This is a genomic window from Paludibaculum fermentans (assembly GCF_051172195.1).
Lineage (GTDB): Bacteria > Acidobacteriota > Terriglobia > Bryobacterales > Bryobacteraceae > Paludibaculum > Paludibaculum fermentans_A.
In genome coordinates this window covers 3,021,912-3,037,513 of the sequence record NZ_JBPJAQ010000001.1, presented here as the reverse complement: position 1 = coordinate 3,037,513, position 15,602 = coordinate 3,021,912, and the positions used below count along the sequence as shown (strand labels likewise).

The 15,602-nt window shown below is 62.9% G+C and carries 13 protein-coding genes; 6 read left to right on the top strand and 7 right to left on the bottom strand.

Annotated features, from left to right (window positions below; all coding sequences use genetic code 11):
- Window positions 1-104 precede the first annotated feature (104 nt).
- The 4 genes from ACR9Y2_RS12430 to ACR9Y2_RS12415 are packed head-to-tail and all read right to left on the bottom strand — an operon-like array spanning window position 105 to window position 6,180.
- Window positions 105-1,508, bottom strand: a complete 1,404-nt coding sequence (locus ACR9Y2_RS12430) for an efflux transporter outer membrane subunit (protein ID WP_435041621.1) — start codon at window positions 1,506-1,508, stop codon at window positions 105-107.
- Between the two features lies 1 nt (window position 1,509).
- Window positions 1,510-4,674, bottom strand: a complete 3,165-nt coding sequence (locus tag ACR9Y2_RS12425; RefSeq protein ID WP_435041620.1) for an efflux RND transporter permease subunit — start codon at window positions 4,672-4,674, stop codon at window positions 1,510-1,512.
- Complete coding sequence (locus ACR9Y2_RS12420) at window positions 4,667-5,914, bottom strand: efflux RND transporter periplasmic adaptor subunit (RefSeq protein ID WP_435041619.1); 1,248 nt, start codon at window positions 5,912-5,914, stop codon at window positions 4,667-4,669. Before ACR9Y2_RS12420 ends, ACR9Y2_RS12425 begins: the two co-directional genes overlap by 8 nt.
- 8 nt (window positions 5,915-5,922) lie before the next feature.
- Window positions 5,923-6,180 carry a hypothetical protein gene (locus tag ACR9Y2_RS12415; RefSeq protein ID WP_435041618.1) on the bottom strand — a complete coding sequence of 86 codons (258 nt, stop codon included), beginning with the start codon at window positions 6,178-6,180 and terminating at the stop codon, window positions 5,923-5,925.
- A 100-nt stretch (window positions 6,181-6,280) separates the two neighbouring features.
- Between ACR9Y2_RS12415 and ACR9Y2_RS12410 the strand changes: the two genes are divergently transcribed.
- Window positions 6,281-6,868 carry a MarR family winged helix-turn-helix transcriptional regulator gene (locus ACR9Y2_RS12410; protein ID WP_435041617.1) on the top strand — a complete coding sequence of 196 codons (588 nt, stop codon included), beginning with the start codon at window positions 6,281-6,283 and terminating at the stop codon, window positions 6,866-6,868.
- A gap of 224 nt (window positions 6,869-7,092) precedes the next feature.
- On the opposite strand, the gene ACR9Y2_RS12405 is transcribed toward ACR9Y2_RS12410, so the two are convergent.
- A complete protein-coding gene (locus ACR9Y2_RS12405; protein WP_435041616.1) occupies window positions 7,093-8,658 on the bottom strand; it encodes an IS110 family transposase in 1,566 nt (521 codons plus the stop codon).
- A 532-nt stretch (window positions 8,659-9,190) separates the two neighbouring features.
- Between ACR9Y2_RS12405 and ACR9Y2_RS12400 the strand changes: the two genes are divergently transcribed.
- Window positions 9,191-9,958 carry a YoaK family protein gene (locus tag ACR9Y2_RS12400; protein ID WP_435041615.1) on the top strand — a complete coding sequence of 256 codons (768 nt, stop codon included), beginning with the start codon at window positions 9,191-9,193 and terminating at the stop codon, window positions 9,956-9,958.
- Here ACR9Y2_RS12400 and ACR9Y2_RS12395 read toward each other — a convergent pair.
- A complete protein-coding gene (locus ACR9Y2_RS12395; protein ID WP_435041614.1) occupies window positions 9,955-11,913 on the bottom strand; it encodes a M1 family aminopeptidase in 1,959 nt (652 codons plus the stop codon). The genes ACR9Y2_RS12400 and ACR9Y2_RS12395 overlap by 4 nt on opposite strands.
- The gene (gene lpxB, locus ACR9Y2_RS12390) at window positions 11,910-13,061 is read right to left on the bottom strand and encodes a lipid-A-disaccharide synthase (protein WP_435041613.1); all 1,152 of its coding nucleotides are present in this window, start codon (window positions 13,059-13,061) and stop codon (window positions 11,910-11,912) included. The genes ACR9Y2_RS12395 and lpxB overlap by 4 nt, the downstream gene beginning before the upstream one ends.
- 62 nt (window positions 13,062-13,123) lie before the next feature.
- Here lpxB and ACR9Y2_RS12385 point away from each other — a divergent pair, with 62 nt between their 5' ends.
- From ACR9Y2_RS12385 to uppS, 4 genes are all read left to right on the top strand, one after another.
- Window positions 13,124-13,882 carry a hypothetical protein gene (locus tag ACR9Y2_RS12385; protein WP_435041612.1) on the top strand — a complete coding sequence of 253 codons (759 nt, stop codon included), beginning with the start codon at window positions 13,124-13,126 and terminating at the stop codon, window positions 13,880-13,882.
- 68 nt (window positions 13,883-13,950) lie between these two features.
- On the top strand, window positions 13,951-14,541 hold the full coding sequence (locus ACR9Y2_RS12380; protein WP_435041611.1) for a hypothetical protein: 591 nt from the start codon (window positions 13,951-13,953) through the stop codon (window positions 14,539-14,541).
- A complete protein-coding gene (locus tag ACR9Y2_RS12375; protein WP_435041610.1) occupies window positions 14,534-14,902 on the top strand; it encodes a winged helix-turn-helix domain-containing protein in 369 nt (122 codons plus the stop codon). The genes ACR9Y2_RS12380 and ACR9Y2_RS12375 overlap by 8 nt, the downstream gene beginning before the upstream one ends.
- Window positions 14,903-14,918: 16 nt before the next feature.
- Window positions 14,919-15,599, top strand: coding sequence for a polyprenyl diphosphate synthase (gene uppS, locus ACR9Y2_RS12370; protein WP_435044859.1), 681 nt, complete (start codon window positions 14,919-14,921; stop codon window positions 15,597-15,599).
- Window positions 15,600-15,602 lie beyond the last annotated feature (3 nt).

Genomic DNA, 15,602 nt, shown 5'->3' with positions numbered 1-15,602 from the left:
CCTGTGTTTTCAAGACCGGGCTGCGCTGGTCGTCACTACAACATGTGTCTTTCCAATCAAGCGGGCGGGAAGAGGAGAAACTGCGATTGCTAGCTTCTTAGTGCCTATGCGCCGCCTCCCATCACCTTGTAGAGGGTCACCAGATTGGTGAGGCGCAACAGCCGCAGGCTTACCAGCGACTGCTGGCCGCTGTACAGCGACCTCTGCGCCACCAGCACGCTCAGATAGTTGTCGATCCCCGCTTTGTAGCGCGCCTCGGTGAGGCGGTAGGTCTGGTCCAGCGTGTCCACCAGCGCCTGCTGCGCGTTCTGCCGTTCGAGCAGGCGGGTGCGCTGGCTCAGCGAATCGCTGACCTCGCGAAACGCCGTCTGGATGGCTTTTTCGTAATCCGCAACGGCCGTGTCACGGTCCACTTGGGCGATCTGGTAATTGGTCTTGCGGGTGCCGGCATCGAAGATAGGCAGCGTCACCTGCGGGGCGAACTCCCAGGTGAGCGCGCGGAACGAAAACAACTGCTGCAGGGCACCGCTCAGGAAACCGCCACTGCCGGTCAGGTAGATCCTTGGAAAGAAGGCCGCGCGCGCGACATCGATATTGGCGTAGGCCGCTTTCAACTGGTGCTCGGCCTGCAGAATGTCCGGCCGCCGCAGCAGCACGCTGGAGGGCACCCCCGCCGCTACGTCCCGCAGTGCCTCGTCCGCCCCCAGGCTGGCCGGCAGCAGCTCCGCCGGAACTGACGCTCCCACCAGCAGGTTCAGGGCGTTCTCATCGAGCGTCAACTGGCCGCTGTAGCGCACCACGTCCACCTCGGCCGACTGCACCTGGCTCAGCGCCTGGCTGAGGTCGAGGTCCGACTTAATCCCGAGGTCGCGGGTGCGGCGGACCATGTCGTAGGTGAGCTTCTGGGCGTTCAACGTGGCCTGCGCCACCCGCAGGCTCTCGCGGTCGCCGGCCAGGCTGAGATAGCTGCTGGCCACCGACGCCACCAGCGAAATCTGGCTGGCCATGCGCCCCTGCTCCGTGGCCATGTACTGTTCGAGCGCCTGCGCCTTGAGGCTTCGGATACGGCCGAACAAATCCAGCTCCCACGACGAAACCTGCAAGCCTATCCTATTGCTCTCCGAAATGTAGGCCCGATCGTCCTTGGTCATGTCGGCCGGCATGCGGTAGGCGTCGACGCTGGCGCCCGCGCTCACCGCCGGGTATTGCGCGGCACGTCGCAGGCGGTACTGCGCCTGCACCTTTTCCACGTTCAGCGCGGCCAACCTCAGGTCGCGGTTATTTGCCAGCGCCAGTTCGATCACCTGGCGCAATTTGCCATCCGTGAAGAACTCCTGCCATTTGAGATCGGCCGCGGCCGTGGCGCCCGTGGCCGCCTGGGCCTCGGTTCCGCCGCTGGTCCAGGCCGGTGGCGTGGGCGGCGGCGGCTGCGAGTAGGTCTGGCGTCGCGGCGCGGCGCAACCGGCCAGCAGCACCAGGCAAGCGATTGCGGGAAAGCTCTTCTGCATGTCAGCTCACCTCCTGGGCAACCGGGGACGCACCACCCGCCGGCGGCTGCTTCTTCTCGAACAGTTGCGAGATCAGTACGAAGAACATGGGAATGAAAATCAGGTCGATGAACGTGGCCGAAACCATGCCGCCGGTGACCGAAGTCCCGATGCCCTTCATCGCACCCGCCCCGGCGCCGGTGGCCAGCGCCAGCGGCAGCGTGCCGAAGAAGAACGCGAGCGACGTCATCATGACCGGCCGGAAACGGATGCGGACCGCCGCCATCGTGGCTTCGATCAACCCGTCACCCTGCCGCATCTGCTCCTTGATGAACTGGATGATCAGGATGGCGTTCTTGGTGGAGAGCCCCAGCGTGGTCAGGAAGCCGATCTGGAAATAGACGTCGTTGGGCAGGCTGCGTAGCGTAGTGGCCATCAGCGCGCCGAAAACGCCCAGCGGCAGCATCAGCAGGTTGACGAACGGAATGGTCCAGCTCTCATACAGCGCCGCCACGCACAGGAAGATCACCAGGATCGAGAAGGCGTAGAGAACCGGCCCCTGCGATGTGGCCATCCGCTCCTGGTAGGAGAGACCATTCCAATCCAGGCGAACGCCGCTCGGCAACTTCGCCACCAGTTCCTCCATGGCCTGCATCGCCACGCCGGAGCTGATACCGGGGGCCGGTTCGCCCTGGATGTTCATGGACGCGAATCCATTGAAGCGCTCCAGGCGCGGCGAACCGCTGGTCCAGTGGGTTGCCGCCACAGAGGAGAACGGCACCATCTTGCTCGAGTTGTTGCGCACATAGATCTTGTCCAGGTCGCGCGGCAGCATTCGAAAAGGTGCGTCCGCCTGCAGGAAGACGCGCTTGACGCGCCCTCCCTTGACGAAATCGTTCACATAGCTGCTGCCGAATGATGTCGAGATGCTGTCGTGAATGGTGGAGAGGCTCACACCCAGCGCGCCCGCTTTCTGCCAGTCCACGTCCACGCGGAATTGCGGCACGTCCTCCAGGCCGTTGGGGCGCACCCGCACCAGCCGCGGGTCGCGGGCGGCCATGCCCAGCAGTTGATTGCGCGCCCGCATCAGGCCGTCGTGGCCCAGGTTGCCGAAGTCCACCAGCTCGGCGTCGAAACCCGTCACCATGCCGAGCTCGATCACCGAAGGCGGCGGCGCGGCGATAATCGTGGCATTGCGCATGCGTCCGAAGGTGCGCATCACGCGTCCGGCCACGGCCTTTGCCGAAAGGTCGTCGCGCTGCCGCGCATCCCAGTCGCGCAGCCGCACGTATACCATCCCCTGGTTCTGCGCCGTACCGGCCATGCCGCTGCCGACAATCGACATGGCGGATTCCACCGCCTCTTTCTCGTGCGTGGTGTAATAGGCCCCCACCTGCGCGGCGACGGCCCGGGTCTGCTCGGTGGTGGAACCGGTGGGCAGGGAAATCATGGTCATCAGCGAACCCTGGTCCTCATCTGGCAAAAAGCCGGTGGGCAGGCGGAAATACAACATGCCCACCGCGACGACAATCGCCACGTACACCGCCACGTAGCGCAGCTTCTTGGCAAGCGAATGGCCCACCAGATCCACATAGCGGTCTCGTACCCAGGCAAAGCTGCGTTCAAAGGCACGCAGGAACGGCCGCACCAGGAAGAAGGCCTCTTCGCTGGTGGAATGGCCGGCCTTCACCGGCTTCAGCAGCGACGCACACAGCACCGGAGTCAGCACCAGGGCCACCACCACCGAAAGCAGCATCGAGGCGATGATGGTCACGGAAAACTGGCGGTAAATGATGCCGGTGGAGCCGGCAAAGAACGCCATCGGCCCGAACACCGCCGAAAGCACCAGTGCGATGCCCACCAGCGCGCTGGTGATCTGCTCCATGGATTTGGCGGTGGCTTCGCGCGGCGCCAGGCCCTCTTCGCTCATCAGGCGCTCCACGTTTTCCACCACCACGATGGCGTCGTCCACCAGCAGCCCGATCGCCAGTACCATGGCGAACATGGTGAGCATGTTGATCGAGTAGCCGCACGCCCCCAGCACCGCGAACGTGCCCAGCAGCACCACCGGCACCGCGATGGTCGGAATCAGCGTGGCCCGAATGTTGCCCATGAACAGCCACATGATCAGGAACACCAGGATCACCGCTTCAATCAGCGTCTTCACAACTTCATGGATCGCCACTTCGGTGAACGGCGTCGTATCCACCGGGTAGATCACCTTCAACCCGTGCGGGAAATAGCGGCTCATCTCCGACACCTTGGCGCGGATCGCCTTGGCCGTGTCCAGCGCGTTGGCGCCGGCCACCTGGCGGATGGCCAGCACGCTGGAGGGCTTGCCGTTGTAAAACGACTCCATGTCGTAGCTTTCCGCGCCCATCTCGGTGCGGGCCACGTCGCGCACGTGAACAATCGACCCGTCGGGGTTGGTACGGATCGGAATCGCCCCGAACTCCTCGGGCGTCTTCAGCAGGTCCTGCACGATGACGGCGGCGTTCAACCGCTGCCCCTCCACCGCGGGCAGGCCGCCAAACTGACCGGCCGAGACTTGGACGTTATACCCCTTCACGGCGATCGAAACGTCGTCCACGGTCAGCCCGTAATTGGTCAGGCGGTCCGGGTCGAGCCAGATTCGCATGGCGTACTGGCTGCCGAACGTGGTCACTTCACCCACACCCGGAACGCGCGACAGCACCTTTTCCAGGTTGGACTGCGCATAGTCCCGCAGGTCGGCGCCGTCCATGCTGCCGTCCTCGGAGACCAGGCCGATCAGAATCAGGTAATTGCGCGTCGACTTGCTCACCGTGAGCCCGGACTTCTGCACCACTTCGGGCAGGCTGGCGGTGGCGAGCTGCAGCTTATTCTGCACCTGCGCCCAGGCCACGTCCGCATCCGTGCCCGGCTTGAAGGTGAGCTCAATGCGGGCTGAGCCCGAGCTGTCGCTGGTGGCCGACATGTACAGCAGGTTGTCGAACCCGGTCATCTTTTGTTCGATGATCTGGGTAACGGTGTTTTCCACCGTCTCCGCCGAAGCCCCGGGGTAGCGGCCGCTGATCGCAATCGACGGCGGCGCGATCGGCGGGTATTGTGAGATCGGCAACAGGTAAATCGCCAGACAGCCCAGGACCATGATGCCGATGGCGATGACCCAGGCAAACACGGGCCGTTCGAGGAAGAATCTAGACATGGCCGCCCGCCTTGGCACCCGGGTTCGGCGTGCCCTGTGCGGGGCCGGGCGCCGGGCTTCCGGCGGGAACGGCGCGCACCATGTCACCGGCCCGCACCTTGTCGGTGCCTTCGACCACCACCTGCTCTTCCCCGCCCAGGCCGCCAATCACCAGCCACTGGTCCCCAATGGCCCGTTCCAACTCAAGCATGCGCCGCTCGATCTTGCCGTCCTTCACCACCAGGGCGAATGGATTTCCTTTCGGGTCGCGGTTAACGCCCTGCTGGGGCACCAGAATCGCCCGGCTGCGGAGGCCCTCCTCCACCACCGCCCGCACGAACATGCCGGGCAGCAGCACTTCCTTCGGGTTGGCAAACACCAGCCGCATGGTCACCGCGCCCGTCGTGGGATCCACCGAAAAATCGCGGAACTGCAGCGTTCCGGTAATCGGATAGCTGCTGCCGTCTTCCAGCACCAGCCTCACCTTGCGGCCGCCCGCGCCGTCGCGCCGCAGGGTGCCGGCTTCCATGCTGTGGCGCAACCGCAGTAGTTCGGCATTGGACTGCACCACGTCCACATAGACCGGGTCCAGTTGCTGCACCATGGCCAACGCGGTCGCCTGATACGCCGTAGCCAGCGACCCTACCGTGATGCTCGATTTACCGATGCGCCCGGAAATGGGTGACTTGATGGGCGTGTACGCCAGGTTGATTCGCGCGCTCTCCAGGTTGGCGCGAGCCGCTTCGATGGACGCGCGCCGCGCCTTCACTGTGGCCAGGGCTTGCTCCAGCGTCCCTGCGGCATCGTCATAGTCCTGCTGCCCGACGGCGTGAATTTCCACCAGTCCGCGGTAGCGCTCCACCTTCGACTTGAGGGCAGGCAAGCTCGCTTCGGCCGTCGCCAGGTCGGCCTCGGCCGTGGCTAGCGTCGCTTTGGTCTGGCTCAGGGCCGCCTCATAGGGCGCCGCATCAATGCGGTAGAGCAGATCTTCGGCGTGCACAGAAGAGCCTTCTTCGAACTTGCGGCTCTGGATGATGCCGTTCACCTGCGGCCGGATTTCGGCCGTCAGGTAGGCCGCCGTGCGTCCCGGCAGTTGCGTCGTCAGGGTGAGGTCCTGCGCCTTCAGGGTCACCGTCCCCACCTCGACGGGTCCGCCGGGCGGTGGCGCGGCCAACTTCGGTTTGCACGCGGAAAACAACATCAGGCCGGCTAAAACCAGCCATCCTGCCAGAACATGATAAGGCCGTCTATATGAGAACATGACGCGAATCAACTCCTTGAACCTGCTTGAGATAGGGCTGTCGCCCCGGGTCCGGGGCCAGCGGGCAGCCGCCTGCCCGCAATCTGACGCAATACCCGCACCACCAGCAGCGGGCAGTCCTGCTTCGGCCGCATCCGGACCACCACGCCTTTGACCTCCAGACGGTGCACGGGAGTCATGCCGGGCAGATAGTCGAAAACCCGGTCCAGGGCAGTCACTACTTCACCGGCGAACGTAGACTTCAGCTCAGCGTCTAGCTCAATCATTATATATTCCCATTATACAACTATTGCATTTCGGAAACAATCTTGAACTTACAATGCAGAATCACGTCTTCGGAAGACCGGGAGTAGGTAGGTAGGTGATGTGACCATTGTTCGCTCCGTCGCGCCTGCTGCTCTGCTTATCGGTCAGAATCTCGCAATTTCTATTCCGGGGCCCAAGTTGACAAGACCGTGGAAATATTGCACATTGGAAGCGATGACGGATCCAAGTCAATCCCAACCGATTGATGGGCGCTTAAAGGAGCAGGCCCAGGAACTCCAAGCCTTGCTGACGCAGCTCCTCGAACCGCCGCTCGATCTGGTCACCCATGGCTTGGCGGACATGGAAATGTCGCCGCGCGAAGTCAAAGCCGTGATGCTGCTGGGAACTCACGGCCAAATGATCATGACGGACCTGGCTGCGTCCCTGCAGGCTCCGCTGAGCACCGTCACCCGAGTCGTCGACCGCCTGGAGAAAAAACACATGGTGGTACGCGCTCGTTCTGAAGAGGACCGCCGTGTCGTGGCGGTGCGGACGGGCGAAAAGGGCCACATTTTGCACGAGATCATCCAGCAAAGCCGGATGGCCATGGCCAGCCGCATGCTTGCGCCCCTCACGCAAGGTGAGCGCGAGATCCTGCTGGAGCTCATCGGAAAGCTCATCCGCGCCTCGGGAACAGCGGAGCGTTAGGGCCGGGCAGCCGCCTTTCTTTCTGCGGCCGACGATTGTGATTGTGGGCGGAATCTCGTGCATCGGCAACAGAACACTTCGTCCATTTCGTCGTTGAGGACGTCCTGGTTCAGCGTGGTTCCTCTTTTTTTGCTATCACTTGCGAAAAATGCCGTGCGGCACTGCCCTATACTCCACCTCGAGCTGGCACTTGCTAAGCCGGCTCTCGATCTTTGCCTCGTGAATTAATCTCCGAGGGTGCCGGGGGCTGTACTAATGCGAGCCCTGGGTTTTCGGCGCGAAGATTCTGAAGCTGTTTCGGGGTGCGTCAATGTGGACGGCTTCCCCGTTGGTTCTTTGATAATCGAATGTTGTTTGGTGGCCTTTGTTCTGATCCTGAACCCTAACACTCCGCGCGCGGGTGGGCGTCGTGGCGAGTGACCTCCCTGCATCTTCAGCGGTGAGGTCTTTACCGCAGCTTGGCGCGCGGACGCGGTGGTGTCGGTTGTCGGCGCCGGGTCGGCACTTGGACTGGTGATGGTCGGATGTGCTTCGAGCGTGGCCTCAACCAAGCCCTGGATCGTCTTTTCGTCAGCCCCCAACTGGCGGAGCTGGTATGCATGGTTGCGAACTTGCCTCTCCCACTCCCTGGCCTTCATCAATCCGATGTCGGGCTCCACGTACGGCCGATCGTCTTTCAGTATCGTCCATACCACCCGGAGCAGGCTCCGGCTCATCGCGATGTTCGCTTTCTTCTTGCCCAACTTGTGGACCCATCGGTGAAACTTCCGTTGGAACATGGAGCCCTGTTTCCTGCCCGCCGCCCAGGCCCCTTCCACTAGTGCAGTCAAAAGGAATTTGTTGGCCTTTTTGATTCGGCAACTCTTGTTCTTGCCCGCCGACCGGTTGTTGCCCGGACAAATCCCCGCCCAACTGCACAAATGATCGGCGCTTGGAAACTGATCCATGTTTGGGCCAATCTCGGCCAGAATGTTCGCCGCAGTAGTCTCCTTGACCCCCGGAATCGTCCTCAACAATTCGTACTGTCGACGGTACGGTTCCAGGTGCTGATCAATCTTGGCCTCTAACGCTTCCACCTGCTGATCCAGCAGTTTGCAGTGTTCGATGCTCTGATCGATGAGCCACCGGTGATGATCGTTCAGCTGATGAGCTTCCAGCGCTTCGGTGAGTTCTGGAATCCTCTGCCGGAGTCGGCACTTCGCCTTGTCAGCCAGATCTGCGGCCGTCACCGGCTTGTTGTCGAGTAACGCCTCCAGAATCTCCTGGCCGGAGACGCCGAAGACGTCACTCACCACATTGCCGATCTTGACGTTGGCGGTCTCCAGCACCTTTTGAATCCGGTTCTTCTCACTCCGGATGTGGCCAAGTAGTTTTTTGCGCCGGCGCGTCAGATCACGAAGCTCCACAATGCCCCGCTCGGGCAGATAACTTCCCGTCAGCAATCCATGACGGTGATAAGTCGCCAAATCCATCGCATCACGGAAATCAGTCTTGTCTCCTTTCCTTGGTTGGTGCTTGCGCGCGCACACCAGCGTAATCTGAAAGTCTTGCTCCAGGACGTTTTTCACCGGAATCCAGTAGGATCCAGTGCTCTCCATCGCAATGCTGGTGCAACCCTCTTCCTGCAACCAGGCACGCAACTCCTGTAAGGCGGGCACTGTCGTTCCGTACGACCGAGTTTTGATCTCCGCTTCTTTGTCCGCCGGACCCACTGCCACGGCTACTGCTAGCCCTCGCTTGCCGACATCGATTCCCGCACACCGTTCCAGAATTACCGGGATCGTGATCATAACTCGTCCTTTCTGCGCGGACGAGCAGCCAGCGTTTCCTTTCACCACTTTGCCTCACGGGCTCGAAGCACCATTCCTGGGTCCATGTCCGCTGGCCGGACCAGTTTGAAAACCGGGGTTTGCCCACCAGTAGGAGTCTCGGTCACTGCTTCGTCTGGCGCGCCACAATCGTACACCCGCGCCAATCAATTTTCATGCCCGTGGGTGGCCACTGGCCATCACTGTTTGAAAACTGCACCGCCGTCGTTTCTGCCACTGCTCTGGCGTCCGGCTGGCTGGGCAAACCCGGCAGTCCTCCCATTTCCATGGATTTTGAGTGATCAAACCCATTCGCTCCTCCCGCGCGGGGATCGGCGCCTTCCGGTCAGTTTCGGACTGCGCTGGAGATTTTGAGTGATCAAACCCACTTCGCCCGGAGGTCCGGCGATCAGGGAGAAAATGGCTCCCCGGCCGCCAGCGGGTCTTCATTCCGGCATTTTGAGTGATCAAACCCATTCGGGCTGGGCTGAACCGCCGGAGTTATGCTGAATTCATGGGGCAAAGCGCTGCGGCGCCTGGGATCCAGCCGGATCAGCCCACCGGCAACCAACTGGGTAGCACTGGCGGAGTCTGGTCCAATGCCGCCCACAACTCCTTGTCCGTCGCACTGCTGCTGGCGGCATCGGGCGGATTCCTCGACGCCTTCACCTATTTTGGTCACGGCCACGTCTTCGCCAACGCCATGACCGGCAATGTCGTGCTGCTCGGCATCAATGCCGCCGCGGGCGAAACCAGACAGGCGCTCAGCCACCTGTGGCCGATCCTGGCCTTTCTGCTCGGAGTGGCCGTCGCCAGGGGCTTGCGTCTCCCGCGCTTCAGCCGCTTCGTGCGGGATCCCTCGCTGCCGGCCCTCAGCCTGGAGATTCTGTTCCTGTGCGCTGCCGGCTGGCTTCCGCGCAGCTTCCCCAGCCAGCCGCTGGTCCTGGCCATCTCGTTCCTCGCCGCGCTGCAAAGCTCGACATTTCCGCGCGTGGAGAAGTGGGCCTACAACTCGACCATGACCACCGGGAACCTGCGCCAGTTCGGAGAGGCGGCCTTCTCCGCAGTCTTCTCCCGGCCCGACGCGGAGAGCGCCCGCAAGGCTATACTCCTGGCGGCCGTCTGCCTGGCCTTCACGGTCGGCGCGGTCGTCGGCGCGGGCGTGACGTCAGCCCTCCACAACCGTGCCCTGGTCGTCTGCGCGCTGCTGTTGTCATGCGCCTGGCTGCCGCTGGTTCTCTCCGATCGGCGCCAGCGAGCTCTGGCTGGCGGCGGAAGCTAGTTCGTATCCTTGCGCTGATAGGGAGTCTGGCGGTACTTGGCCGCCTCTTCCTGCGCACCCTGCGTATTGTCCTTGGTGCGGATGGCCAGCGTGTACTCGTTCACCGCGCGCTCCCGCTGCTGCGTCACATCGAAGATCTTACCCATATTGATGTGGCTCCAGACCTCGGTCCACTTAGGCTCGTTGTCGCCGTTCAGGGCCTCGCGGAACTCGTTCACGGCCGACTGGTAGTTGCCCTGCAGGAAGAACACCTCGCCCACCCGGTAATGCGCCAGCGAACTCGTCCTCATCACCTCCAGCGCCTTCTGATACTCGCGGAGCGCCTCGTTGTACTCGGAGATCTCGACAAACTGCTCACCACGCCGGATCGCCACCGCCACCCGCATCGCCGGACTCAGCCGCAGCATGCGCCCGTTCGGGTCAATCGTCACCTTGCGCGGTTTGCCAAACGTGTCCACAGAGAAGTCCGTCGTCGGCCCCACCACGTCCACGCGCTTGTCCTCCGGATTCCCTTCCGTCTCGATCCGCAGCTCCACCGGCATGCGGAAGGTGTCCAGGTCCTGCGTGATCTTGCCCATCACCCGGAACCCCTTCTGCGTTCTGTAGATGGTGTAGTCCATCTTGAACTCGGGCGCTCCTGTCGATTCCAGCCACTGGATGAAGAAGCCCTGCAGGTTCTGCCCGCCGGCAGCCTCGGCCACCTTCCGGAAATCGTCCGTCGAAATCGGCTTGTTGGTGTACTGGTCCATCACCGACTTCAGTGTCTTCTGGAAAGCCGGGTCGCCGATGATCCAGCGCAGCATGTTGTAGGTGGCCGCGCCTTTACTTCCGGTCACCGCGAAGAACTCCGGCGAATAGTCGTCATAGCGCGCCGCCTGGCGCACCGGAGCGTCGGTCACGGTCAGCGCATCCACATACAGGTCGTGGATCTCGGATTCCAGGGCCGACGGTCCGTTCAGGTGCTCCTGGTACATGATCTCGGCATACCGCGCCATCCCGTTCACAATCCAGATGTGATTGCGGTTCACCGGCGAGATCAGGTTGCCGAACCACTGCCGCGTAATCTGGTTGCTCAACAGCCGCTGCGAGGGCTGCTTGCCGATCCCGGCCGGCGACAGGAAGAGAATCCCGGGCGCCGAGTAACCATTCGGGGCACCCTCTCCGCTCTCCACCAGCGTCAGGTTCTTCTGCGGCGGCACCCCATAGATGCCGGTGAAGAAGTTCATCTGCTTGGCGGTCTCCTCGCCAATCGCCTGGGCCACACCTTGCCGGTCGGCCTCGAACCAGATTTCCGTCATCACACCTTCCGCGCTGATCCGTTTGGCCGTACCCTTTACCAGCGCCAGGCTGCCATAGAAACCCGGCTGCGTCGATCTGAATAAGGTGCCGCCCTGGCCCGGCAGTTCCAGGCCGCTGCTGATCACTTTGAAGCCGGCCGGGGCGGAGACCGTCAACTCCATCTGGTAGCGGTCTGTCGTATAGCCACTGACCGGGAACCACCGCGCCGGGTACATCAGGTAGGCATGGTCCGCCTTGATGGCCGCGAAATTGATGCCGTAGACCGGCGACTCCTCGGTCCCGCCCAGGCGTCCGCTGTAGTCGAATGTCAGCGTCGCCGGAGTCCCCTTCGCCAGCGGTTGCGGGAAGTTTACCCGGACAGAAAAGTCCTGGTTGCCTCGGGTAGTCTGCAGCGTCTGGCCGGTCCCGTCTGTCACGCCATTCAGGTTCAGGGCGTTATTCAGCTCAAAAGTGACCGTACTCATGCGGTCGTCCAATGGTGTGAAAGTCACCAGCGCCTTCGCCGAGACCGTCTGCTGGGCGGGATCCAGGGTCGCCTGGATCTTATAGGAGTCCACATCGATCGTGGCCCGGCGATCCGGCTGCGCGGACGCCGCCGCCGCCAGAACCACCAGCGTCGCGGCCATCTTATTGACTATGAGTGCGGGGGACTTCATCGTACTTCCTCTTTGATGGACGACAGGATCCGCCGGGCGGATTCTTCCATCGGGTCATGGCCGGTCTCGAGCGCCGAACGCACCGCCGCCAGTTCCTCTTTCATCTTCGCCATGGACTCCGGCGAGTCCAGCAGTCGAAGAGTCTCCGTGGCCAGCGCTTGGCCCGTCATATCCTGCTGAATCAACTCGGCTACCACCTTGCGGCCTGCCACCAGGTTCACCATGGAAAAGTAAGGAACCTTTACCAGCATCTTACCGATCGCCCACGAGACCGGCGTTACTTTGTAGAAGGTTACCATCGGCGCCCCCAGCAGCGCGGCTTCCATGGTCACCGTCCCGCTGGCCGCCAGGGTGACAGTCGAGTGGGCCATCGCATCCCAGGTCTCCCCCTCGGTCATCTTCACGGTTCCATCGCCCGTGAGGACGTCAAAAAACCCGGCGCCAAACCGCTCCGCCGTACCCGCCGGCGCCGCCAACAGGAACGTGCAGGCTCGCCCGAGCGCAATCCGGGTCACCGCTTCCCGCAATGTGGGCAAATGCCGGGCGATCTCTCCCCGCCGGCTGCCGGGACAAAGTGTAATCAATGGACGATCCCCAGGAATCCGATGCTTACGGAAGAACTCCTCCCGGCTGAGCCGCGGCCCGATAACCCTGGCCAGCGGATGACCAATGTAGAACGCGTTCACACCGCGCTGCCGGAAGAAACTCTCCTCGAAGGGAAAGATGCAGTGCAGTTCCCTCACGTTTCGTTGGAGTTGCCTCACCCGCCCTTCCCGCCACGCCCAGGCCTGGGGCGCCACCAGGTAGTAAACGGGGATCCCGCGCCGGTGGAGCTGCCGCGCCAGGCGCAGATGGAAGTCCGGGCTGTCGGTGAGGATTGCCAGGTCAGGCCGCTCTCTTTCCGCGGCCGCGATCAGTTTCCGGTATTCCCCGTAAATCCTTGGTATGTGGTGCAATACCTCGACCAACCCCACCACCGACAGGCTGGCGGCATCCACCACGGTACGCACCCCGGCGGCACGCATTTCCAGCCCGGTGCAGCCGAAGAAATCGACCTCCGGACGCTGCCGGCGCAACGCAGACACCACGCCGGCCGCATAGCGGTCGCCCGATGCCTCCCCCGCCGACACCAGAATCTTTAAGGACACAAGTCATAGTCTAGCGTCAGGTCTTCGCGAATCTCTCTGGTAGACTGGAGTTGCCAGTGAAAATGCCAGCGCAGAACCCCCTGCAAAGCCTTAATTTGGGACAGTTCGCCGATCGCTTCCGGAACGAGATGATTCCGCTCGGAAGCCGATTCTGCTATTTCTGCGCCTCCGTTGCCCTCAGCGAAGAGGACTTGCGCGAATACCTTGACGAGCCGGTGGCCGCCCTGCCGCCCGTTATCGCCGCGCGCCTTCCTGAGATCCGCATCCTGCTTGTCCCCTATCTGGAAAAGGGTGAAACCGCCAAGACCACCCAGGCCGATGGCCCCATGGTTTCGAACGAGAAGCCCCAGGATTCCCGTGCCGTCTCCTTCGGCTCCCTGCTTACCGGGGCTGGCGCCGTCTTTGCCTTCGCGGTGAAAGACACCGAGGTCGCCGACTACCACTACCGCTTCTACCGCGGCATCGCCGAGTTGCTGGCCGGCAAGACCGGCAAAGATATTCCGGCCGGCTACGCCCAACTGCTCACCGAGGAGTTGGCCAAGGGCGCCCACGGCGAAGTCGACGAAGACTCCTGGCAGCGCAAACTGGAACTCGAGGACAAAGATAAGAAAGCCCTGCGTCCGACGAAGGCGATGAAGGCCTACATTCGCCAAAGCTTCGTCGATACGCTCACCTTGTATATGCACGGCGTCTGCTGCGACATCGACGTCGAGACCGGGCCGCGCCAGTTGCCCTCCAACCTGCTGCGCCGCCGCCTGAAGCTGTTTAAGGATCTTTACCCGCCGCCCGTGGGTTACGCCGTGTTCCCTGAAGATCTGTAACCAGCCGGCCCGATTCTTTGCATCACAAAGTACTTGACGATCCTGACACCCTGTGATCCAATGGATCCGTGGGACAAGTAGAACCAATCCCCATTCACGATCACGCGCTGGAGAACCTGCGCTATATCCGCTCAGCGATGGAGCGGGCCGGCTCGTTTACCGCGGTACCCGGGCTGGGCGGAATGGTCATGGGGGCATCGGCCCTCCCTGCCGCATGGCTGGCCCACCGCCAGACTACTTCGGAAGGCTGGATCACGGTTTGGCTGACGGAGATGGTGCTGGCCGTGGCCATTGGCTCGCTGGCCATGGTACACAAGGCCCGTCGTTCCGGCGCTCCGCTGTGGTGCGACGCCGGCCGCAAGTTCGCACTCAGTTTTGCGCCGCCCATCCTGGCGGGCGCGCTGCTCACCTGGCCGCTGTACCAGGCCGGCCTGCTCCACATCGTGGCGGCGGCCTGGCTGGTGCTCTACGGTGCGGCCATCGTGGCCGGCGGAGCGTTCTCCGTGCGCATCGTCCCGGCCATGGGCGTCGCTTACTTTGCGCTCGGGTTGGTCGCCATGCTGGCGCCGCCCGCGTTGAAGGACTTACCCCTGGCCGCCGGCTTTGGCGGTCTCCACATGGTGTTCGGATTCTGGATCTATAGGAGGTACGGTGGCTAGAGCGGCACGCAAGCTAGACCCCTCCGGTGACGACGTCCGCCTGACGTCGGTGCAGCAGGATATCCCGCAGCTCGACCGGCTGATTCACGAGAAGCTCCGCCTGGGCATCGTCAGCGCCCTCGCGGCGGCGCCCACGCTTACATTCTCGAACTTAAAGAAACTGCTCGATACGACCGATGGAAACCTCAGCGTCCATGCCCGGAAGCTGGAGGAGGCGGGCTACATCTTGTGCGAAAAGTCGTTTGAGGGCCGGGTGCCCAAGTCAGAGTACAAGCTCACACCCGATGGCAGAAAAGCGCTGGAGCGCTACCTGGACCACATGGAAGCGCTGGTGCGGGCCATGCGGGGCCCCCGTGTCTGATTTCCACGGCAATGCGATGAACGACAACTCCTCGCGGCTTCACGTCGCACTCATCATGGATGGAAATGGCCGTTGGGCGCAGGCGCGGGGCTGGCCCCGTACGGCCGGCCACCGGGCGGGCGCGGAGACTGTGCGCCGCGTGGTGGAAGCCGCGCCGGATCTCGGCATCGGCACCATTACGCTCTACGCCTTTTCGGCAGACAACTGGAAGCGCCCCCCAGCCGAGGTATCGACGCTCTTTCGCCTTTTCGCGCGCTACATGCGGCAGGAGGCGGAGAAGCTCCGCAAAGAGGGCGTGCGCTTCGAGGTGATTGGGCGGCGCGACCGCCTGGCCGGCCCGCTGGTCTCCTTGATCGAAGAGACTGAGGCGCACACCAGCGCCTGCACCCGCCTGCATCTGCGGGTGGCCATCGACTACTCCTCGCGGGACGCCATCCTGCGCGCAGTCGAAGCAGGGGCGCGGGACAAGCAGAGCCTGTCGGCCGCCCTGGGCCCCGACGTGGACCTGCTGATCCGCACCAGCGGCGAACAGCGGCTGAGCGACTTCCTGTTGTGGGAGTGCGCCTACGCCGAGTTCCACTTCACCGAGGTCGCGTGGCCGGAACTCACCGCGACTGACCTGCGCGTGGCCCTGGACGACTTCCGTTCCAGGCAGCGCCGCTTTGGCGCCGTCACTCCGCTGCAAGCCGTGCGATAGAAT

Coding starts and splice junctions, on each gene's coding strand:
- ACR9Y2_RS12430 (WP_435041621.1), bottom strand. CDS start 1,508: ATGCAGAAGAGCTTTCCCGCAATCGCTTGCCTGGTGCTGCTGGCCGGT.
- ACR9Y2_RS12425 (WP_435041620.1), bottom strand. CDS start 4,674: ATGTCTAGATTCTTCCTCGAACGGCCCGTGTTTGCCTGGGTCATCGCC.
- ACR9Y2_RS12420 (WP_435041619.1), bottom strand. CDS start 5,914: ATGTTCTCATATAGACGGCCTTATCATGTTCTGGCAGGATGGCTGGTT.
- ACR9Y2_RS12415 (WP_435041618.1), bottom strand. CDS start 6,180: ATGATTGAGCTAGACGCTGAGCTGAAGTCTACGTTCGCCGGTGAAGTA.
- ACR9Y2_RS12405 (WP_435041616.1), bottom strand. CDS start 8,658: ATGATCACGATCCCGGTAATTCTGGAACGGTGTGCGGGAATCGATGTC.
- ACR9Y2_RS12400 (WP_435041615.1), top strand. CDS start 9,191: ATGGGGCAAAGCGCTGCGGCGCCTGGGATCCAGCCGGATCAGCCCACC.
- ACR9Y2_RS12395 (WP_435041614.1), bottom strand. CDS start 11,913: ATGAAGTCCCCCGCACTCATAGTCAATAAGATGGCCGCGACGCTGGTG.
- ACR9Y2_RS12385 (WP_435041612.1), top strand. CDS start 13,124: ATGCCAGCGCAGAACCCCCTGCAAAGCCTTAATTTGGGACAGTTCGCC.
- uppS (WP_435044859.1), top strand. CDS start 14,919: ATGAACGACAACTCCTCGCGGCTTCACGTCGCACTCATCATGGATGGA.